The organism is Streptomyces sp. NPDC002676, assembly GCF_053592455.1.
Map to the genome: position 1 here is coordinate 1403573 of NZ_JBSFVT010000001.1, position 21117 is coordinate 1424689.

17 protein-coding genes and 1 riboswitch are annotated in these 21117 nt (G+C 72.8%); of the genes, 6 read left to right on the plus strand and 11 right to left on the minus strand.

From position 1 onward, the window contains the following. Positions 1 to 3: 3 nt before the first annotated feature. The 10 genes from cobI to ACWD3E_RS06675 all read right to left on the minus strand — a co-directional run bounded on the left by cobI (position 4) and on the right by ACWD3E_RS06675 (position 13575). The gene (gene cobI / locus ACWD3E_RS06630; protein WP_451386401.1) at positions 4 to 765 is read right to left on the minus strand and encodes a precorrin-2 C(20)-methyltransferase; all 762 of its coding nucleotides are present in this window, start codon (positions 763 to 765) and stop codon (positions 4 to 6) included. After that, positions 750 to 2096, minus strand: a complete 1347-nt coding sequence (locus tag ACWD3E_RS06635; protein ID WP_451386402.1) for a cobyrinate a,c-diamide synthase — start codon at positions 2094 to 2096, stop codon at positions 750 to 752. Before ACWD3E_RS06635 ends, cobI begins: the two co-directional genes overlap by 16 nt. Then, positions 2096 to 2695: a cob(I)yrinic acid a,c-diamide adenosyltransferase gene (cobO, locus tag ACWD3E_RS06640; RefSeq protein ID WP_451386403.1), complete on the minus strand. Its 600-nt coding sequence runs from the start codon at positions 2693 to 2695 to the stop codon at positions 2096 to 2098. The genes ACWD3E_RS06635 and cobO overlap by 1 nt, the downstream gene beginning before the upstream one ends. After that, complete coding sequence (locus ACWD3E_RS06645; RefSeq protein WP_451386404.1) at positions 2695 to 4701, minus strand: putative cobaltochelatase; 2007 nt, start codon at positions 4699 to 4701, stop codon at positions 2695 to 2697. Before ACWD3E_RS06645 ends, cobO begins: the two co-directional genes overlap by 1 nt. Continuing rightward, the gene (cobN, locus tag ACWD3E_RS06650) at positions 4698 to 8363 is read right to left on the minus strand and encodes a cobaltochelatase subunit CobN (RefSeq protein WP_451386405.1); all 3666 of its coding nucleotides are present in this window, start codon (positions 8361 to 8363) and stop codon (positions 4698 to 4700) included. The genes ACWD3E_RS06645 and cobN overlap by 4 nt, the downstream gene beginning before the upstream one ends. Then, entirely contained in the window at positions 8360 to 9868 is a 1509-nt protein-coding gene (locus tag ACWD3E_RS06655) for a cobyric acid synthase (protein WP_451386406.1), read from the minus strand. Before ACWD3E_RS06655 ends, cobN begins: the two co-directional genes overlap by 4 nt. Further along, positions 9865 to 10836, minus strand: a complete 972-nt coding sequence (locus ACWD3E_RS06660; protein ID WP_451386407.1) for a cobalamin biosynthesis protein — start codon at positions 10834 to 10836, stop codon at positions 9865 to 9867. Before ACWD3E_RS06660 ends, ACWD3E_RS06655 begins: the two co-directional genes overlap by 4 nt. A gap of 103 nt (positions 10837 to 10939) precedes the next feature. Then, positions 10940 to 11081: riboswitch (cobalamin riboswitch) on the minus strand. A 138-nt stretch (positions 11082 to 11219) separates the two neighbouring features. Next, on the minus strand, positions 11220 to 11447 hold the full coding sequence (locus tag ACWD3E_RS06665; RefSeq protein ID WP_451386408.1) for a hypothetical protein: 228 nt from the start codon (positions 11445 to 11447) through the stop codon (positions 11220 to 11222). 32 nt (positions 11448 to 11479) lie between these two features. Further along, a complete protein-coding gene (locus ACWD3E_RS06670; RefSeq protein WP_451386409.1) occupies positions 11480 to 12676 on the minus strand; it encodes an anion permease in 1197 nt (398 codons plus the stop codon). Between the two features lie 80 nt (positions 12677 to 12756). Beyond that, positions 12757 to 13575, minus strand: a complete 819-nt coding sequence (locus ACWD3E_RS06675; RefSeq protein WP_451386410.1) for a lysozyme — start codon at positions 13573 to 13575, stop codon at positions 12757 to 12759. 151 nt (positions 13576 to 13726) lie between these two features. On the opposite strand from ACWD3E_RS06675, the gene ACWD3E_RS06680 reads away from it, so the two are divergent. From ACWD3E_RS06680 to ACWD3E_RS06690, 3 genes are all read left to right on the plus strand, one after another. Further along, complete coding sequence (locus tag ACWD3E_RS06680; RefSeq protein WP_451386411.1) at positions 13727 to 14413, plus strand: class II aldolase/adducin family protein; 687 nt, start codon at positions 13727 to 13729, stop codon at positions 14411 to 14413. A gap of 64 nt (positions 14414 to 14477) precedes the next feature. Continuing rightward, positions 14478 to 15605, plus strand: a complete 1128-nt coding sequence (locus tag ACWD3E_RS06685) for an alpha/beta hydrolase (RefSeq protein WP_451386412.1) — start codon at positions 14478 to 14480, stop codon at positions 15603 to 15605. 191 nt (positions 15606 to 15796) lie between these two features. Beyond that, positions 15797 to 17191: a hypothetical protein gene (locus ACWD3E_RS06690; RefSeq protein ID WP_451386413.1), complete on the plus strand. Its 1395-nt coding sequence runs from the start codon at positions 15797 to 15799 to the stop codon at positions 17189 to 17191. Positions 17192 to 17242: 51 nt separating this feature from the next. On the opposite strand, the gene ACWD3E_RS06695 is transcribed toward ACWD3E_RS06690, so the two are convergent. Continuing rightward, a complete protein-coding gene (locus ACWD3E_RS06695; protein ID WP_451386414.1) occupies positions 17243 to 17656 on the minus strand; it encodes a VOC family protein in 414 nt (137 codons plus the stop codon). 345 nt (positions 17657 to 18001) lie between these two features. Between ACWD3E_RS06695 and ACWD3E_RS06700 the strand changes: the two genes are divergently transcribed. The 3 genes from ACWD3E_RS06700 to ACWD3E_RS06710 all read left to right on the plus strand — a co-directional run bounded on the left by ACWD3E_RS06700 (position 18002) and on the right by ACWD3E_RS06710 (position 21034). Further along, positions 18002 to 18787 carry a hypothetical protein gene (locus tag ACWD3E_RS06700; RefSeq protein ID WP_451386415.1) on the plus strand — a complete coding sequence of 262 codons (786 nt, stop codon included), beginning with the start codon at positions 18002 to 18004 and terminating at the stop codon, positions 18785 to 18787. A 91-nt stretch (positions 18788 to 18878) separates the two neighbouring features. Beyond that, the gene (locus tag ACWD3E_RS06705; RefSeq protein ID WP_451386416.1) at positions 18879 to 20477 is read left to right on the plus strand and encodes an ABC-F family ATP-binding cassette domain-containing protein; all 1599 of its coding nucleotides are present in this window, start codon (positions 18879 to 18881) and stop codon (positions 20475 to 20477) included. 335 nt (positions 20478 to 20812) lie between these two features. Next, the gene (locus tag ACWD3E_RS06710; RefSeq protein WP_010355597.1) at positions 20813 to 21034 is read left to right on the plus strand and encodes a helix-turn-helix domain-containing protein; all 222 of its coding nucleotides are present in this window, start codon (positions 20813 to 20815) and stop codon (positions 21032 to 21034) included. Positions 21035 to 21117: the final 83 nt, after the last annotated feature.

The following is a 21117-nucleotide window of genomic DNA, read 5'->3' on the forward strand; positions in this document are numbered from 1 at the left end:
GCCTCACAGCTTCCCGCCCCGCCCGCCGTCGCGCCGCGGCGGCGCGATCAGCGTGGAGAGGTACGGCAGCGGGTCCCCGTCGAGGTCGGAGGCGGGCCGGATGGACTCCTCCTCCAGCCCCAGCGCCGACCCCCACACCGCGTCCCCGGTCCGCCCGGTCTCCCGCAGCGCCTCGGCGACCTCGGCAGCCTGCCGCCCGAACTTGTACGCCACGACCGTCCCCGGCCCGGCCAGCGCCTCCTTCAGCACGGCCGACCCCGCCGTCACCGGCACCAGCGTCAGCGGCTCGGTGCCCTCGGTGAGCACGGCACCGGAGCGCGCCGCGAGATCCTGCATGGCGGTGATGCCCGGCACGGTCTCCACGACGACACCGGGAACCAGCTCCACGATGGTCTGCGCGAGATACGTGAACGTCGAGTACACGTTGGGGTCGCCGATGGTCGCGAAGGCCACGGTCCGGTGCTGCCCCAGCAGCTCGGCGACCCTGGCGCCCGCCGCGTCCCAGGCGGCCTCCCGCCGCGCCCGGTCGGCGCGCTCGTTCAGCGCGAACACCACCCGGACGACGTTCTGCGCAGGCACGTAGTGCAACACGGTCGCCTCGGCCCGACCGGGCTCGCCGCCGTCTTTTCCATCGGATGCAGCCATCACGGGTACGACGACGACGTCGGCCGCGCGCAGCGCGTTGACCCCCTTGACGGTCACCAGCTCCGGATCCCCGGGACCGACCCCGACCCCGACCAGCCTGCTGCTCATGACGTCCGGCACCTCTCCACGAACCGACGGGCCACACCGGGCTCGGCCGCCCAGTGCGTGTGCAGATAACTCGCGTGCACGCCCTGCTGTACAAAACCTTCGACGCGCCGCACCGGGGTCCGCAGGCCCCAGGCGGGAGCGGCACCGGCGCCGGGCTCGACGACGGTGCGATGGAACTCGTGCCCGCGCATCCGCGTCCCGGTGACGGCCAGCACACTGTCCCCGACGGCGACGGCATCCCGGTAGCCGAGGGTCAGCCGTTCACTCATCCGCGCGGTGGCGTCCAGAACCCCGCACATGGGGCGGCCGTCCAACTCCCGGCAGAGGTAGAGCAGTCCGGCACACTCGGCGGCCACGGGCGCGCCGCTCAAGGCCAGTTCGGCAACGGCCTTGCGCAGCGGTTCGTTGGCGGACAGCTCGGCGGCGTACACCTCGGGGAAACCGCCACCGATGACCAGACCTGCGGTGCCTTCGGGCAGTTGCTCGTCCCGGAGGGGGTCGAACGTGACCACTTCCGCGCCGGCGGCGGTGAGCAGCTCGGTGTGCTCGGCGTAGGAGAAGGTGAACGCGGGGCCGCCGGCCACCGCAACCACCGCACGCTTCTCTGTACCGATGCCGGGCGGTTCCCAAGGAGCACACGACAACGCTCCCGCACTCCGCGCCAGTCCCAGCAGAGCTTCGAGATCACACCCTTGCTCGACCTGCGCGGCCATGGCTGCCACAGCATCCACCGCGTCGGTTCGGCGTTCGGCGACCGGCACCAACCCCAGATGCCGAGAAGGCGTATCCACCTGAGCCGCCCGCCGCAGCACACCGAGCACGGGCACACCCGCCGAGTCCAAGGCCTCCCGAAGCAGCTCCTCATGCCGGTCGGACCCGACCTTGTTCAGGATCACGCCCCCGACCCGCACCTGAGGATCCCAGGAAGCGAACCCGTGCACCAGCGCCGCCACCGACCGCGACTGCGACGACGCGTCCACGACCAGCACCACCGGCGCCCGCAACAGCTTGGCGACATGCGCGGTGGAGGCCAGCTCCCCCTCGCCCGCCGCCCCGTCGTACAGCCCCATCACACCCTCGACGACGGCGAGGTCGCACCCCCGCGCCCCGTGCAGGAACAGCGGAGCGACCAGCTCCGGCCCGCACAGGTACGCGTCGAGGTTGCGCCCCGCCCGCCCGGTCGCGAGCGCGTGGTACCCCGGGTCGATGTAGTCCGGCCCGACCTTGTGCGGGGACACGCTGAGCCCCCGCGCGGCGAACGCGGCCATCAGACCCGTGGCAACGGTGGTCTTGCCGCTGCCCGAGGAGGGCGCGGCAATGACCAGCCGAGGCACCGACGACATCACCACTCGATGCCCTTCTGGCCCTTCTGCCCCACGTCCATGGGGTGCTTGACCTTGGACATGTCGGTGACGAGGTCGGCGAAGTCCACCAGCTTCTGTGGCGCGTTACGACCCGTGATCACGACATGCTGAGTACCGGGCCGGTTCCGCAGCACCTCCACGACCTCGTCCGTGTCCACCCAGCCCCAGTGCATCGGGTAGGCGAACTCGTCCAGCACGTACAGCCGGTACGTCTCGGCCGCCAGGTCCCGCTTGACCTGCTCCCAGCCCTCCCGGGCCTTCTCCTCGTTGTCCATCTGAGCGTCCCGCTGGACCCACGACCAGCCCTCGCCCATCTTGTGCCAGTCGACGGTGCCGCCCTCCCCGGAGGCGCCGAGCACCCGGAGCGCGTTCTCCTCGCCGACCTTCCACTTCGCCGACTTGACGAACTGGAACACCCCGATGGGCCAGCCCTGGTTCCAGGCACGCAGCGCGAGCCCGAACGCGGCGGTCGACTTGCCCTTGCCGACCCCCGTGTGGACGACGACCAGCGGGCGGTTGCGCCGCTGCCGGGTCGTCAGACCGTCGTCCGGAATCACACTCGGCTGTCCCTGCGGCATTACGCGGCCCTCCTCGAAGTCCCCTGCACATCCCTGACCAGCCCGGCGATCGAGTCCGCCCGCAGCTCGTCCAGCGTCACCGCGGTACCGCCCAGCTCACCCGCGAGCTGCCCGGCGAGCCCCAGCCGCACCGGCCCCGACTCGCAGTCCACGACCACGGAGGCGACCCCCTCGGCCGCGAACAGCCGGGCCGCACGCCCGGCGAGGGCCACGGGCTCCGGGCCGCCGGTGGCCCGCCCGTCGGTCACGACGACGACCAGCGCGCGGCGCGCCGGATCCCGCAGCCGCTCCACGCGCAGCACCTCGTGCGCCTTGAGCAGCCCGGCGGCCAGCGGCGTACGGCCACCGGTGGGGAGCCGCTCCAGCCGGGCTGCCGCCGCGTCCACGGAGGACGTGGGCGGCAGGGCGACGTCCGCCGACGCGCCGCGGAAGGTCACCAGGCCCACCTTGTCCCGCCGCTGATAGGCGTCCAGCAGCAGGGACAGCACGGCGCCCTTCACGGCGCTCATCCGCTGCCGGGCCGCCATCGACCCGGAGGCGTCCACGACGAAGAGAACGAGGTTCCCCTCGCGGCCTTCCCGCGTCGCCTGGCGCAGATCGTCCCGCCGGATCACCAGCCCCGGCCCCGACCGCCCGCGCGCCCGCTGATGCGGGGCGGCGGCCTGCACGGTCGCGGCCAAGTGCAGCTTGGACAGCGTTCCTTGGGGCCGCCGGGCTCCGGTGGTGCGCCCGTGCTCGGTGCGGGCGCGGGAACGCCGGCCCGCCGCCCCCTCACCGATGCCGGGCACGCTCAGCACCTTGGTGCGGAACGGCTCGGCGGCCCGTGCCGGCGACTGCTCCTGCCCGCCGGAGGCCTGCGGCTGCCCGCCCTCACCGGCCTCGGGCTGCGCGGCGGTGCCGCCGTCGCCCTGGGGACCGCTCTCGGGCGCCGGCTGCCCACCGCCGCCACCGGGCCCGTCGGGACCGGGATCGTCGTCCGGATCGTTGTCGTCCGAACCCCCGAACTGCTCCAGCGTCTCGTCCAGCTTGTCCTCGTCGAGACCCGGCGCGTCGAACGGGTTCCGCCGGCGCCGGTGCGGCAGCGCGAGCAGCGCGGCCTGCCGGACGTCCTCGGCGAGCACGTCCGTCCGCCCGGCCCACGCGGCGAGCGCGGTCGCCGTACGCGCCATCACGATGTCGGCCCGCATGCCGTCCACCTCGAAGGCGGCACAGGTCGCCGCGATCTGCCGCAGCGCCCCGTCGCCCAGCCGCACCTGCGACAGCAACTCCCGTGCGGCCACGATCCGTTGCCGTACGGCGGCCTCCTCGTCGGCCCAGCGTGCGGCGAAGCCGGCCGGGTCGTCGTCGTAAGCGAGCCGTCGCCGTACGACCTCCACCCGCTGCTCGGGCTCCCGCGAGGCGGCGACTTCGACTGTCAGCCCGAACCGGTCGAGCAACTGGGGCCGCAGCTCGCCCTCTTCGGGGTTCATCGTGCCGACGAGCAGGAACTTCGAGGCATGCCGTACGGAGACACCCTCCCGCTCGACGTAGGACGCACCCATCGCCGCCGCGTCGAGCAGCAGGTCGACGAGATGGTCATGAAGAAGATTGACCTCGTCCACGTACAGGATCCCGCGGTGCGCGTCGGCCAGCAGGCCCGGCTCGAAGGCCTTCACACCCTCGGCGAGCGCCCGCTCGATGTCGAGCGCGCCGACGAGGCGGTCCTCGGAGGCGCCGACGGGGAGTTCGACCATGCGCGAAGGCCTCTGAGCGCCCGCCCCCGGCTCGTGCGGACCGTCCGGGCAGGACGGGTCCGGCGCCGCCGGGTCACAGGAGAACCGGCACCCGGCGACGACGGCCACCTCCGGCAGCAGCGCCGAAAGGGCCCGTACGGCCGTCGACTTGGCGGTGCCCTTCTCGCCGCGCACCAGCACACCGCCGACCGCCGGGGACACGGCGTTCAGCAGCAGCGCGAGCCGCAGGTCGTCCTGGCCGACAACGGCCGTGAAAGGGAAAGGAGTTGTCACTGGTCGCCCTCCAAGTCGCCTTCCAGCTCCAGGTAGGTGGCGCGCAGCCGCTCGAGCGTGTCCGCGTCCGGCTCCGCCCACAGCCCCCGGTCCGCCGCCTCCAGCAGCCGCTCGGTGATGCCGCGCAGCGCCCACGGATTGGACTTCTTCATGAAGTCCCGGTTCTCCGGGTCGAAGACGTACTCCGCGCTGAGCTTCTCGTACATCCAGTCGTCGACCACGCCCGCCGTGGCGTCGTAGCCGAACAGGTAGTCCACGGTCGCCGCCATCTCGAAGGCGCCCTTGTAGCCGTGCCGGCGCATGGCCGCCATCCAGCGCGGGTTGACCACACGGGCACGGAAGACGCGGTGCGTCTCCTCGCCCAGCGTGCGGGTCTTCACCTGGTCCGGCACCGCCGAATCACCTACGTACGCCTCGGGGTTGGCGCCGGTCAGGTGCCGGACCATCGCGACCATGCCGCCGTGGTACTGGAAGTAGTCGTCCGCGTCGACCAGGTCGTGCTCGCGGGTGTCGACGTTCTTCGCCGCAACGGCGATGCGCTTGAACGCGGTCTCCATGTCCCCGCGCGCCGCCCGCCCGTCGAGCCCGCGCCCGTAGGCGTAACCGCCCCACACCGCGTACACCTCGGCGAGGTCCGCGTCGCTGCGCCAGTTGCGGGCGTCGATCAGCGGCAGCAGGCCCGCGCCGTACGCGCCCGGCTTGGAGCCGAAGATGCGGGCGGTGGCGCGCCGCCGGTCGCCGTGCTCGGCGGTGTCCTCGTCGGCGTGCGCCCTGACGAAGTTCTGATCGGCCGGCTCGTCCAGCTCCGCCACCGTCCGCACCGCGTCGTCGATCAGCCCGACCACGTGCGGGAACGCGTCCCGGAAGAAGCCGGAGATGCGGACCGTGACGTCGATGCGCGGCCGGCCCAGCTCCGCGAGCGGGATCACCTCGAAGCCCGTCACCCGGCGCGAGGCGTCGTCCCAGACCGGGCGGCAGCCCAGCAGCGCCAGGATCTCGGCGATGTCGTCGCCCTGGGTGCGCATGGCCGACGTACCCCAGACGGTGAGGCCGACGGACTTCGGGTACTCGCCGGTGTCCTGGAGGTACCGCTGCACCAGCGAGTCGGCGAGCGACTGGCCGACCTCCCAGCTCAGCCGGGAGGGAATGGCCTTGGGGTCGACCGAGTAGAAGTTCCGGCCGGTCGGCAGGACGTTGACCAGGCCGCGGGTCGGGGAGCCCGACGGGCCCGCCGGGACGTAACCGCCGTCCAGGGCCTTGAGGATGTGGCCGATCTCGTCCGTCGTGCGGGCCAGCCGCGGCACGACCTCGGTGCAGGCGAACTCCAGCACGGCGACCGCGTCCGGGAGTTCGGTGCCCAGCACCTCGCGGACGAGCGGCGCGCTCTCGGCGACCGCCCAGTCGCGGGCCTCCATGCTCTCCGCGATCCGCCGGCACAGCTGCTCCAGCAGGTCGATCGCGTCGGCGCCGGTGCGGGACGGGCCCTCCACCAGGTCCGTCAGCTCCACCGGCACCTTCACCGGCGCGCCCGGCTCCGCCAGCAGCTCCTTCTCGACGAGCCCGAAGTGGGCCGCCAGCGAGGCCCGCAGGCCCGGCAGCGCGTTCGCCTGGCCGCCCCACACCTGGGAGGCGCGCAGCACGGCGAGGACCAGGTTCACGCGCGGCTCGGCGACCGGACCGCCGCCGAGGATGTGCAGGCCGTCGCGGATCTGCACGTCCTTGATCTCGCACAGATAGCCGTCGATGTGCATGACGAACTCGTCGAACTCGTCTTCGTCCGGCTGCTCGTCGACGTGCAGGTCGTGGTGGAGCTCGGCCGCCTTGACCAGGGTCCAGATCTGGGCGCGGACGGCCGGGGCCTTCGCCGGGTCCAGGTCGGAGACGAGCGCGTACTCGTCCAGCAACTGTTCCAGCTTGGCCAGGTCGCCGTAGGTGTCCGCACGCGCCATGGGCGGTACGAGGTGGTCGACGACGGTGGCGTGGCCGCGGCGCTTGGCCTGGGTGCCCTCGCCGGGGTCGTTGACGATGAACGGGTAGATGAGCGGGAGGTCGCCGAGGACGGCGTCCGGCGCGCACCCGCGCGACAGCCCCAGCCCCTTGCCCGGCAGCCACTCCATCGTGCCGTGCTTGCCCATGTGCACGATGGCGTCCGCGCCGAAGCCCCCCTCCGATGTCGCGGCCTCCAGCCAGCGGTAGGCGGCCATGTAGTGGTGCGACGGCGGCATGTCGGGGTCGTGGTAGATCGCGATCGGGTTCTCGCCGAAGCCGCGCGGCGGCTGGATCATCACGACGACGTTCCCGAACTGGAGGGAGGCGAGGACGATGTCGTCGCCGTCCACGTACAGGCTGCCCGGCGGCTCGCCCCACGCCTCCAGCATGGCGTCGCGCAGCTCGGGGTCGAGCCTGTCGAACCACGCCCGGTAGTCGGCCAGCGGTACACGCGCGGGCGCCGCCGCCAGCTGGTCCTCGGTGAGCCACTCGACGTCGTGGCCGCCGGCCTCGATCAGCCGGTGGATCAACTCGTCGCCGTTGTCGGGGTATTCGGTGAGGCCGTAGCCGGCGTCCTTGAGGGCGTCCAGGACGCGGACCGCCGACGCGGGAGTGTCCAGGCCCACCGCGTTGCCGACCCGCGAGTGCTTGGTCGGGTAGGCGGTGAAGACGAGCGCGAGCTTCTTGTCGGCGTTCGCCTTGTGCCCCAGCCGCGCGTGCCGTACGGCGATGCCGGCGACGCGCCCGGCCCGCTCGGGGTCGGCGACGTAGACCGGTACGTCGTCCGGGCCCTGCTCCTTGAAGGAGAACGGCACGGTGACGATCCGTCCGTCGAACTCCGGGATCGCGACCTGCATCGCCGCGTCCATGGGGGACAGGGCGGCGTCGGACTCGTCCCAGGCGCTCTTCGAGGAGGTCAGGCAGAGGCCCTGCAGCACCGGCACGTCGAGGTCGGCGAGAGCCCCGATGTCCCAGGCCTCCTCGTCGCCGCCCGCCGAGGCCTGGGAGGCGTGCGTGCCGCCGGCCGCGAGGACGGTGGCGACCAGGGCGTCGGTCCGGCCCAGGATCTCGTACAGTCCGGCGTCCGCGCCGCGCAGCGAACCGCAGTACACGGGAAGGGCGTTGGCGCCCTGCGCCTCGATCGCCTCGCACAGCGTGTCCACGAAGGCGGTGTTGCCGCTCAGCTCGTGGGCCCGGTAGAAGAGCACGCCGACGGTCGGGCGGCCCTCCCGGAGCTCGTATGCGCCGTGCACGCCGTACTCCGGCATCTTGCGCGGCTCCTCGAAGCCCTCGCCGGTCAGCAGCACGGTGTCGGAGAGGAACCGGGCCAGCTCGGTCAGGTTCGCGGGCCCGCCCTCGACCAGGTACTTCAGCGCCTCCGCCACGACGCCCGCCGGGACGGACGACTCGGCCATCAGCTCGGCGTCCGGCACGGCCTCGCCGCCCAGCAGCACGGTGGGGATGCCGGAGGCCCTCAGCGCGGCCAGCCCGTCCTCCCAGGCGCGCTTGCCGCCCAGCAGCCGTACGACGGCCAGGTCCGCGCCCTCGATCAGCCCCGGCAGCTCGGCGGCCACGTCGACGCGGCTCGGGTTGGCGATCCGGTACGCGGCGCCGGAGGCCCGGGCCGCCAGCAGATCGGTGTCGGCGGTCGACAACAACAACACTGTGCTCATGCGGGCGCTCCCGGTGGAATGAAGGGCAGTCCTTGTGGCGCGCCCGACTCGATGAGCCGCCAGAGCGCGTCCGTGTCCGCGTGCTGTTCGATCAGGTCGCCGAGCCGGTCGAGCTGCTCCTCGCGCAGCGCGGCGAACGAGGTGTCGGGGGCCGGCACGAAGCGGCGGCCCGCGGCGGCGGCCACCTCGCGCAGGAAGGCCCGCCGGAAACCGTCCGACTCCAGGGAGCCGTGCCAGTGGGTGCCCCAGGTCTGGCCGACCCGGCAGCCGTCCAGGAAGGGTTTTCCTCCCTCTACGGAGGCGACCCCGTGGTGGATCTCGTACCCCGCGACCCGTTCGCCGAGGGCTTCTCCCACCGGCCGGGTGAGGGTCTTCTCGCGGGCGAACCGCACCCGCACGGGGAGCAGGCCGAGCCCGGGGACGGCACCGGCGCGCGACTCGACCTCGTCCTCGATGTGGTCGCCAAGCACCTGGAAGCCGCCGCAGATGCCCAGGATCGGGCGCTGCTCGGCGGCCCTGCGCACCAGCGCGTCCGCTAGGCCCCGCTCCCGCAGCCACTCCAGCGCCCGTACGGTCCCGCGCGTGCCCGGGACGACCACCAGGTCGGCGTCCGCCAGTTCCTCCGGGCGGTCCACGAACCGCACCACGACGCCCGGTTCGGCGGCGAGCGCGTCCACGTCCGTGAAGTTGGACATCAGCGGGATCGCGCAGACGGCGACACGCAGGACGTCCTCGCCGACGGGCGGAGCGACGTTCGACTCCCGCACGGTCCCGCGCAGGGACACCCGCAGCCCGTCCTCCTCGTCGATGCCGAGCCCGTGCCGGAAGGGAAGGACGCCGTAGGTGTGGCGCCCGGTGAGCCCGTGCAGCATGTCCAGGCCGGGCTCCAGCAGCGAGACGTCCCCGCGGAACTTGTTGACCAGGAACCCGGCGACCAGCTCCTGGTCCTCGGGTGAGAGCAGGGCGACGGTGCCGAAGAAGGAGGCGAACACGCCGCCGCGGTCGATGTCGCCGACGACGAGCACGGGCAGCCGCGCGTTCCGCGCGATCCCCATGTTCACGATGTCGGTGCGCCGCAGATTGATCTCCGCGGGCGAACCGGCCCCCTCACAGATCACCGCGTCATACGTGCCCCGCAACTCGGCCAGGCAGTCCAGGACCGTGCCGAGGAGCTTCTGCTGGCGCCCCCCGTGGTACCCGCGTGCGCTCAGCTCGCCCACCGGCTTGCCCAGCAGCACCACCTGGCTGCTCTGTTCGCCGCCCGGCTTGAGCAGCACGGGGTTCATCAGCGCGGTCGGCTCGACCCGGCAGGCCTGGGCCTGCATCGCCTGGGCCCGCCCGATCTCCGCGCCCTCGCGGGTCACGAAGGAGTTCAGGGACATGTTCTGCGCCTTGAAGGGCGCGACCTTGACGCCCTGGCGCACCAGCCACCGGCAGATCCCGGCCGTCACGACGCTCTTGCCGGCGTCGGAGGTGGTGCCGGCGACGAGGAGACCCCCGTTCACTTCCCACGTCCCTTCAGGCTGTTGACGAGGAGGCGCCCGGCGACCGTGGTGCCGAGCGCGAGCAGGCCGACGCGGCGGGAGAGCCGTACGGCACGGCCGATGTCGGGGACCTGGACGGCTCGTCCGGTGTCCCCGCCCAGCACGGGCCGGTGCTCGACGCGCCCGCCGTAGGAGAGGGTCCCGCCGAGCCGTACGCCGAGGGCGCCCGCGAACGAGGCCTCCACGGGCCCGGCGTTGGGGCTCGGGTGACGGCCCGCGTCCGCCCGCCACGCCCGGACGGCGCCGCGCGGGTCGGGTCCGGCTACCGCGGTGAGTACGGCGGTCAGGCGGGCGCCCGGCCAGCCGGCGAGGTCGTCGAGGCGGGCGGAGGCCCAGCCGTAGCGGCGGAAGCGGGGGGACTTGTGACCGACCATCGCGTCGAGGGTGTTGACGGCCCGGAACCCGAGCAGCCCCGGCACCCCGCCGACCGCGCCCCACACCAGGGCGCCCACGACCGCGTCGGAGGTGTTCTCGGCGACCGACTCGACCACCGCCCGCGCGATCCCGTCGGCGTCGAGGGCCTGCGGATCCCGGCCGCACAGATGCGGCAGCCGCGCCCGCGCCGCCTCGACGTCCCCGGCCTCCAGGGCGCGCCCGATGGCGCCGGCCTCGCGGGCCAGCGAAGTGCCTCCGACCACGGCCCAGGTGGCGGCGGCGGTCAGTGCGACGGTGGCGGCGGGGGAGCGGCGTACGGCGCGCTCGGCCGCGGCGCCGAGCGCGACGGCGCCGCCCGCGCAGACGGCGGTGTGCAGCGCGCCCCAGCCGCGGTGGTCGTGCCACAGCGCGCGTTCCACGGCCATGGCCGCCCGTCCGAACGCGGCGACCGGATGCCCGCGGCGCGGATCACCGAGGAGCAGGTCACCGAGGAGCCCGGCGGCGGCGCCGTAGGCGTAGGAGCGGCCGTACGCGCGAGAGCGATCGGCACCCATCGGTTCAGCCGGTCACGGAAGCGACGGCGGTTGCGGCGGTGGTCCTCGATCTGCGGCCGAGCATGGCGATATGTGTCCTCACTCAGGGTGTCCACGCCCTGGTTCGACGAGATCCGGCGGTGAGAGTTCCTGGCTCCCGGGGTGTTCTTCCCCGGTGACAGTGGCGGGACCGCGCCGGATTCGCACCGGCTTCCTCTCTTGCCGCCGTACATGGCCTGGGCAGTCCACCACGCGCCCGGAACGGCCGTCAACTTGCCGTTGACCTGCGCGGGGAGAGTGTGCTGAGGCCCACATGGACGGCGTGCGGGCATGCGTAAGGCTCCTCTCCGGAGCGAGCCGGTGAGGAGCCTTATGGGGCCTTATGGGTCCTTGCGGACGACCGGTCAGGCCTTGTGCATGATCAGGTAGATGCCGTACGTCACCGCCGCCGCGCAGGCCGCGAAGCAGACGTAGGCGCCGGTCACGGCGAGGGCGGCGGAGTTGCCCTGCGCCGCGGCCTTCTCCCTGCGGGACAGGCCGTTGACGCCGAGGGTGAACAGGGCCACCAGGCCGACGGTGAACGCGAGGCTGACGCCGAAGACGGAGCCGAGAGCCGCCCAGTCGATCTTCATGATGCTTCCTTAGTAACCGGGATTGCTCGGGGTCAGACGGTGGCCGACAGGTCCTCGGCGACCGTGCCCGCCGGGGGCGGGGTCACGGCGGCGATGGCGGTGGTCACCACGCCGGCCGGCTCTGCGCTGTCGGTGTCGTTGACGTTGCTGTGGTCCACGACCTCGCGGCGGGAGAACTTCCAGATCGCGGCGCTCGCGGCGACCAGGAAGACCCCGACGACGGCGGTGCCCCAGTCACCGAGGTCGGTGACGGACTCGGCGCCCGCGCCGACCAGCGCGGCGGCCGGGAGGGTGAGCACCCAGGCGATGGCCATCCGGGTCGCGGTGGACCAGCGGACCACACCGCCCTTGCGGCCCAGGCCCGCGCCCATCACCGAGCCGGAGACGACGTGGGTGGTGGAGAGGGAGAAGCCGAGGTGGGAGGAGGCCAGGATGGCGGTGGCGGCGCTGGTCTGCGCGGCGAAGCCCTGCTTCGGCTCCAGGTCGGTCAGGCCCTTGCCCATGGTGCGGATGATGCGCCAGCCGCCGATGTAGGTGCCGAGCGCGATGGCCAGGCCCGCGGAGAGGATCACCCAGGTGGGAGGGTTCGAGCCGGGGGCGATGGAGCCGCCCGCGATCAGCGCGAGCGTGATGATGCCCATCGTCTTCTGCGCGTCGTTGGTGCCGTGCGCGAGAGAGACCAGTCCGGCGGAGGCGATCTGGCCGGCGCGGTAGCCCTTGCGGGTGGCCTCGGCGTCGGCGTTGCGGCCGATACCGTAGGAGAAGCGGGTGGCGAGCATCGCGGCGACGCCGGCCACGATCGGGGCGGCGACCGCCGGGAGCAGGACCTTGGTGACCAGGACGTCACCGTGGACGGCGCCGAAGCCGGCGGAGGCGACGGTGGCGCCGATCAGGCCGCCCATCAGGGCGTGCGACGAACTGGACGGCAGCCCCACCAGCCAGGTCAGCAGGTTCCAGAGGATCGCGCCGACCAGGGCGGCGAAGATGACCTCGGGGCGGATGCCGTTCTCGTCGACGAGACCCTTGGAGATCGTGTTGGCGACCTCCACGGAGAGAAAAGCGCCTACAAGGTTGAGTGCGGCGGACATGGCCACCGCAACCTTGGGCTTGAGCGCACCGGTCGAGATGGTCGTGGCCATCGCGTTGGCGGTGTCGTGGAAACCGTTCGTGAAATCGAACGCGAGTGCGGTTACCACCACAATCGCGAGGATCAGCGAGAAGCTTTCCATTTACCCAGGCAATCTTTCGAGGTCATTGGCTGTTGGACCGTAGGCAACCTGGGTGAACGGAAGGTGAACTGGTGTAGGCCTCAGGGTTGCCGCAACAGTGTGTCGGGGTTCCGGTCGTCCTTCTCGCCCCAGGTGTCCCTTGGCTGCCGGCCGCGTGCGAAGTCCCGCAGCCGGGTCGCCGAGCCGTGGAAGAGATTCTGGTCACCCGGCAGCCCGCCCCCGGTGCCGTACTGCCAGAACGTCCACTCCTGCCAGCCGCCCGGCAGCTCCCCGGGGCCCGAGGTGCCGTGGCGGGCGATCCACAGGGCATGGTCCGCGGCGAAGGCGCGGCTGCCCCCGGTGCAGGTCTCCCACCAGTGGGCCGTCGTGTAGATCACCGGCCGGCGGCCCGTCTCCCGCCGGACCTCGTCGCTGAAGGACCGGATCCAGCGGACCATCTCCGTGCTGCCCAGCCCGTAGCACTCGTCCTTCTTGTCGTACGGGTTGTACTCGATGTCGAGCGCCGGCGGCAGCGTCCAGCCGTCCGCCCGCCAGTCGCCGCCGTGCCGCACGAAGTACGAGGCCTGCTGGGCGCCCGAGGACGTGTCCGGCAGCGCGAAGTGGTACGCCCCCCGGATCAGACCCGACTGGCGCGCGCCGTCGTACTGCCGGTCGAAGTAGGGGTTCTGGTAGTCCGTGGACTCGGTCGCCTTCACGTAGACGAACCGCGCGCCCTTGGACTCGGCCTCCGGCCAGTCGACATGCTCCTGATAGGACGAGACGTCGTGTCCCCGGGGCAGGCCCGCCATCGCCTGCGGCGGCCCGGTGTACGCCGTCGCGGTGCCCGCGAGGGCGAGTGCGGCCATGGCTGCCACGAGGACTCCGGCGCCACGGCGGAAGGGTGTGCGGTTGCGAGCCATACGTCTCCCCGGGGTCGAGGTCGAGCGGGCGGGGTCCTTGCGCCCGGTGGGCAGGAAAGATCATTGAATGCCTGGCGGCGGATCGGCGTCGTCCGCGGGCGTTTCGCGCCCCTGTCCGCCCGTTCGGGGGTACGGCTGGCAGGATCGCCGCATGGCTGAAGAGCAGGGGCAGGCGGAAGAGCGGCACCCGGATACGGCGGACGTGGCGAGCGTCTGGGCGGAGCTGACGGCGACCGCCCGCCGGACCGTCACCGACGGGCTGGTGGTCGGCACCTCCGGGAACGTCTCCGCGCGCGTCGGGGACCTCGTGCTGGTCACGCCGTCGGGCGTGCCCTACGACCGGCTCACCGAGGACGACGTCACCGGCGTCGACCTCTCCGGCCGGCAGGTGCTCGGCACCCTCGTGCCGACCAGCGAGCTGCCCATGCACCTCGCGGTCTACCGAACCACCGACGCGCGTGCCGTCGTCCACACCCACGCCGTGCACGCCACGGCCGTCTCCACCCTCGTGTCCGAGCTGCCGCCGATCCACTACATGACCAGCGCCCTCGGCGGCCGGATCCGCGTCGCCCCCTACGCCACCTACGGCACGGACGAGCTGGCCGGCAACATGCTCCGCGCCCTGGCCGGCCGCTCCGGCTGCCTCCTGCAGAACCACGGCACGATCACCTACGGCGCCAGCCTCGACCAGGCCTACGACCGCACCGCCCAGCTGGAGTGGATGTGCCGCCTGTGGCTGACGGCGTCCTCGGTCCCGGGCCTGACCCCGTCCCTGCTGACCGAGACCCAGCTGACGGAGGTGGCGGAACGCCTGAAGGGATACGGCCAGGGCGGCTGACCTCCGGCGCCCCGCCCCGCTCGTTCGGCTGGCCGGTGCCGGGAACCCCCACGACACTGGACTGGTGCGCACCGTCAAAGCGACAGCCGCCGCGGTCACCGCGGTCCTGGCCGCCGTCGCGGCATCCGTCGCCGCCGGCCGGATGGCCAGCGACGCCGCCCTGAAAGCGCCCGCGGGCCGCCCCCTGCCGACCGAGCCCCGGCTGACCGTGCACGCCACGGCCGCCGGCCAGATCGCGCTCACCCGCGACCTGGCCTCCCTGCGCCCCGGCCGCTACGGCCTCTCCGGCGACGGCTCGCACGCGGTCGTCGGCCCCGTCCTGGCGACGGCCCAGCACACCGCCGACACCGTCGTACGCCGCCTCGAACGCGTCACGCACGGCACCTTCGCCCCCGGCGACGCGGTGTGGCTCACCCCGAACGTGTACGTCGGCAACCCGGACACCGCCCTCGGCCTCGACCACGCCGAAGTCGACATACCCGGCGAACTCGGCGCCCTGCCGGCCTGGTTCGTGCCGAACTACCGGGACACCTGGGTGATCGCGGTGCACGGCCTGGGCACCACCCGCGAGCACACCATGAACCTCATGGGCTTCCTGCACGAGCGCCGCATGCCGGTCCTCGCGCTCGCCTACCGCGGCGACCTCGGCGCCCCGCGCCCGCCGGACGGGCTGGGCCATCTCGGCGAGACCGAGTGGCGCGACGTGGACGCGGCGATCCGCTACGCCGTCCGCTACGGCGCCCGCCGGGTCGTCCTGCTCGGCTGGTCCACCGGCGCCACCATGGCCCTGCGCGCCGCCGAGCACTCCGTGGTGCGCGAGCGCGTCGCCGGGCTGGTCCTCGACTCGCCGGTGCTCAGCTGGGAGGCCACGCTGCGCGCCCTCGCGCAGGCCCGCCACACCCCGGAACCGCTGCTGCCGCTCGCGGTGCGGGCCGCGCAGGGCCGGGCCGGACTGCCCGCCGACCAGGTCACCGAGCTCGCCGACCCTGCCTGGATCACCGTGCCCACGCTGATCATCCACGGCCCGGACGACACCGTGGCCCCCTGGCAGTACTCCCGCCGCCTCGCCGCCCGCAGCCCCGAACGGGTCACCCTCCACACCGTGCCGGACGCCCCGCACGCGGCGATGTGGAACGCCGACCCCGCGGCGTACGAGGAACGCCTGCGCCGGTTCCTGACCCCGCTGATGTAGACGGGTCCCGGCCGTTCCGTTTAAGGCTGTACGACCTGCCCGTCAAGGCCGTACCACCGGGCCTGCGAGGCCGCACGACTGGCCGGAGCACGTCTCCTCTCCCGCCCCCGCACTCCGTGCGTTGGCCAGCCCCGTAGCCCCCCGTGACATTCCGTTTGGGTTTTCGGACCGTCAACCGGAAGACTGCACCCGTGACGTCCCGTATCCCGCGCGACTCCAGGCTCCGACTTGTCCGCCCGCGCCCCCTGGCCGCCGCGCCCAGAGCTGTGAACCAGAGGCGCTCGCGGCGCCCCGCGCCCCGGCCGCCCGAGGGCACCCCGGCCCCCGCCGAACTGGCCCGCATGGCGCGCACCGGCCTGGCCGGCGCGGTCCGCGTCGCCCGCTGGGCCGACACCGCCCTCGGCCCCGGCCGCACCGGCGCACGGGCCGACGGCAAGGCCACCCTCTCCGGCGCGACCGCCGAGCACGCAGCGGCAGACCTGGGCCTGACCACCGCTCAGGTCCGCGCCGACTGGGACATCGCCCGCCTCGCCGGACTCGTCGAGGTGCATGGCGACAGCGCGCGCCCCGGCTGGCGGCTGCGCGCCTGGGACCGGGACGACAGCGCCGTGCTGCGCGGCTGGGTCGCCCTCTTCGACGCCTGGTCGCTCGCCTACCCGGAACCGGACGACCACGAGCCCGCCGCGGTCGCCGAGGTCGTCTCGGCCATGCCCCAGGTGCTCTCCTTCCTCCAGCTGTCCGCCGGTCCCGTCCCGGTCGAGCAGCTGCTGGACCTGCTCCAGCAGCGGGTCACCGAGCTGCGCACCGAACGCTGCGAGGTCCCCTACGAGCCCGGCACCGAGGAAGAGCCCGCGCCCGCCGACGACACCCCGCTCGACCCCCTGCTCGACTGGGCCCTCAAGGCCCTCGCCTCCGTCGGCGCCCTGACCTACGGCACCGGCCAGGCCACGCTCACACCGCTGGGCAGCTGGGCGGTATGGGTCAAGCTGGAGCAGATCTGCGTGGCCGCGCAGAGCCCGGCCGGCAACATCGAGCAGTCCGCCGAGGACATGCTGCGCGGCTGCGCCCAGCTCCGCCCCAACGCGGCCCGCGCCGAGTACCGCGCCTGGCTCGCCGCCCGCCCCGTGGGCGGCGCCGTCGGCGAACTCGTCCACGCCGCCCGGGGCGACGACGCCCTGCTGCGCGGTCTCGCCTTCGAGGCGCTGCGGGTCGTCGGCGCTCCCGCCGAGCCCGATGTGCGCGCGGTCGTGAACGAGCCCGCCCTGCGGCCGTACGCCCTGCTCTGGCTCGCCGAGCACGACGGGGTCGACCCCGAGGACGCCCACGAGGTCCTCACCCGGGAGGAGGCCACCTGGCTGTGGGTGGACACCGCCGCCGCGGTCGCCGACCACGGCGAGGCGCCGATGCTGGTACGGCACCTGGAGTCCGCGGTGCAGGCGAACGTCCCCGCGCTGCTGGACGAGGTCCGTGCCGTCGGCCATCCGCGCACCGTGCAGGTCCTGGTCGCCCTGGCTGCCGCCCACCCCGACCCGGCCCTGGCCAAGGCCGTGCGCCGGGCCGCGTTCCAGGTGCACACCGGGGGATAGCCCCGGGGACGGTCCGGGCACGGGCCGGCCGGGGATCAGTCGGCCGAAGCCTCAGGCGCCGATCTCGGGGGCGTACGTCCCGAAGCTCCAGACGTTGCCCTCGGTGTCCCGGGCCATGTAGTCCCGCGAGCCGTAGTCCTGGTCCGTCGGGGGCATGAGGATCTCCACCCCGTGCTCCACCGCCCGCTGGTGGTGTGTGTCGACGTCGTCCACCACGACGTACACCCCGGCGGGTCCCGCGTCCTTCATCGTCGCGTCGAAGAGGCCGCCGCGGCCCTTGGAGCCGATCATCACCGCGCCGTTGCCCTGGACCAGCTCGGCGTGCATCACCTTGCCGTCCTGGGCCTCGTACACCGACAGCTCGGTGAAGCCCAGCGCCTCGGTGAGCTGCTTGATCGCCGCCTTCGCGTCCGCGTACAGAATCGTGGGGTAGACGCTCGGCCGTCCGCCGCCCGTGCCTGCCATGCCGATCACTCCTTCGTGCGTCGGTTCATGCCTCGCCCGCAGTGTTGCACCCGGCACCGACAACGCGTCCGCGAATCGCGAATCGTGTCGCACGGCCCCGGACCCCCGCCCCGGGACTACGCTCTGCGCCGTTCCGTGGCCCCGGATGTGCCTAGGTCCTGTCGCCGAATTCCCGCCGGCCCCGCGACGCCCGGCACGCACGCTCGCGTGTCACCGAAGCGCCCACGTGACTCCGCCGCGAGGGCGTTCCGGCGCCTTGCGATCGCACGCGCCAGACGCCGCGTGGCCCGCCCTTCGGGGCGGACGACGGGAATTCGACGACAGGACCCAGCGAAGGGGGGAGCGGTGACCGCTCTGCCGCACGGCACGGACGTCAGGGACAGCGCCCAGGAGCCCGGCGCTCCGCACGGCGCCGACACCGGTTCCGGTCCCTCCCGCGGCCTCTCCCGCCCCGGCCTCGTCGCCGGACTCCTCCTCGCCGGCTGTCTCCTCGGCGCCGCCCACCACCTCCGTCCCGCCCCGTACGGAGACCGCCTCACCACCCGCGCGGGCGCGCAGCCCGCGGTGCGGATCGGCGGGTGGGCGACGCGGGTCCGCGGGGACGCCGTCGAAGGCCGGACGGGCCAGGGCGGGGTGCCGGGCTGGCAGTACGCGCGCGAGGGGCGCCGGCCGCTCGACGTGCTGCCCGCGCGCGGGGACACGATCGCGCTCTGGGACGACGGGCTCGTCACCGCCACCGACGGCCGCTCCGTGCGCTGGCACCGCGCCCTGCCCGACGCCGGCGAGTGGCTGCCGGCCCAGGGCGGCACCGGCGTCCTGCGCCCCCTCGGCCGCGGCATCCTCGCGGTCGTCACCCCGCACCGCGTCACGGCGTACCGCACCGCCGACGGCGACCTGCGCTGGGTGCTGCCGGCCCGCCGGGACTGCGTGTTCCGGCCCGAGCGCGCCCTGCGCCGCGGCCCGGCGCTGCTGATCGCCCAGCCGTGCGCGTCCGGCGCCTGGACCGGTCAGCTCGTCGCCGTGGACGACCTGGGCCGGATCACCCCGGACCGCACCCCCCTCGGCAACGATCTCCCCAGGCAGAAGCCGGTACGCGCGCACGCAGAAAAACCGCTTGCACAGCCCCGTTAGAATTACTCCATGGCCATTCTCCTCGCGCATTAGACGGCGGGAACGTCCTCAGCCGCCCACCCGCCCCTCCTGTACGCCCTGGAGTCTGTCCGTGATCTCCGCCTCCGGTATCGAGCTGCGCGCCGGTGCCCGCATCCTGATCGAGAGCGCCACCTTCCGCGTCGCCAAGGGCGACCGCATCGGTCTCGTCGGCCGTAACGGCGCCGGCAAGACCACCCTCACCAAGTGCCTGGCCGGCGAGGGCATCCCGGCCGCCGGTCAGATCGCCCGCTCCGGCGAGGTCGGCTACCTCCCGCAGGACCCCCGCACCGGTGACCTCGACGTCCTCGCCCGCGACCGCATCCTCTCCGCGCGCGGGCTCGACGTACTGATCCGCAAGATGCGCGAGAACGAGCAGCGCATCGCCAACGGCCTGGGCGCCACCCGCGAGAAGGCCCTCAAGCAGTACGAGCGCCAGGAGACGGAGTTCCTCACCAAGGGCGGGTACGCCGCCGAGGCCGAGGCCGCCACCATCGCCGCCGCTCTCAACCTGCCCGACCGCGTGCTCGGCCAGCCGCTGCACACGCTCTCCGGCGGTCAGCGCCGCCGTGTCGAGCTGGCCCGCATCCTGTTCTCGGACGCCGACACCCTGCTGCTCGACGAGCCGACCAACCACCTCGACGCCGACTCGATCGTCTGGCTGCGCGACTACCTGAAGACGTACCGCGGCGGCTTCATCGTGATCTCCCACGACGTCGACCTGGTCGAGACGGTCGTCAACAAGGTCTTCTACCTGGACGCCAACCGCGCCCAGATCGACGTCTACAACATGGGCTGGAAGCTCTACCAGCAGCAGCGCGAGGCCGACGAGAAGCGCCGCAAGCGCGAGCGCGCCAACGCCGAGAAGAAGGCCGCCGCGCTGAACGCGCAGGCCGACAAGATGCGCGCCAAGGCCACCAAGACGGTCGCCGCGCAGAACATGGCCCGCCGCGCGGACAAGCTCCTCTCCGGTCTCGAGGCCGTCCGGCAGTCCGACAAGGTCGCCAAGCTCCGCTTCCCCGAGCCCGCGCCCTGTGGCAAGACCCCGCTCATGGCCGAGGGCCTGTCGAAGTCCTACGGCTCGCTGGAGATCTTCACCGACGTCGACCTGGCCATCGACAAGGGTTCGCGCGTCGTCATCCTGGGCCTGAACGGCGCCGGCAAGACCACCCTGCTGCGCCTCCTCGGCGGAGTCGAGCAGCCCGACACCGGCGAGGTCGTCCCCGGCCACGGCCTCAAGCTCGGCTACTACGCCCAGGAGCACGAGACCCTCGACCCGGACCGCACGGTCCTGGAGAACATGCGCTCGGCCGCCCCCGACATGGACCTGGTCGAGGTCCGCAAGGTGCTCGGCTCGTTCCTGTTCTCCGGCGACGACGTCGACAAGCCGGCCGGGGTCCTCTCCGGCGGCGAGAAGACCCGTCTCGCCCTCGCCACGCTGGTCGTCTCCTCCGCGAACGTCCTGCTGCTGGACGAGCCGACCAACAACCTCGACCCGGCCAGCCGCGAGGAGATCCTCGGAGCCCTGCGCACCTACAAGGGCGCGGTCGTCCTCGTCACCCACGACGAGGGCGCCGTGGAGGCGCTCCAGCCGGAGCGGATCATCCTGCTGCCCGACGGCGTCGAGGACCTGTGGGGTGCGGACTACGCGGATCTCGTCGCCCTGGCTTGATCGAAAGCCTGATCCACTGCGTATGGATCATTCGGCCGATCCGTGATCCATCATCTGTGTGAGATCTCCTCGTATCGGCATGTGTCGTACACCGATTTCGCGGCCGATCCCAGCAATGCCAAGGGATCGGCCGCTTCGCGTCCCTGACCTGGTACTTCGCGAATCCACTCGTTCAGCCTCATGGACACCACCCGGCGGAACGGCAGATTCCGTATGTGGGGATGCGCTCCTGTCGTCACAACGATGTCTCACCGACCTTGCCGAATGGGTGGCCATCGCGCCCTGGAGGGGTGATCATGAGGAGACCAGAGCGCACTTCCCATGAGGAGGCACGGGTGGCCGAGACTCTGAAGAAGGGCAGCCGGGTGACCGGCGCCGCGCGCGACAAGCTCGCGGCAGACCTGAAGAAGAAGTACGACTCCGGTGCGAGCATCCGAGCGCTGGCCGAGGAGACCGGCCGCTCGTATGGCTTCGTACACCGGATGCTCAGCGAGTCGGGCGTCACGCTGCGTGGGCGTGGCGGGGCGACCCGGGGCAAGAAGGCCGCGACGTCCTGACTCCGGGCGGCCCACCGGCTTCGATGGTGCCACCCGGTCGACAGACCGACCGACCGGGTGGTTACTGTGCAGTCACTTAAGCG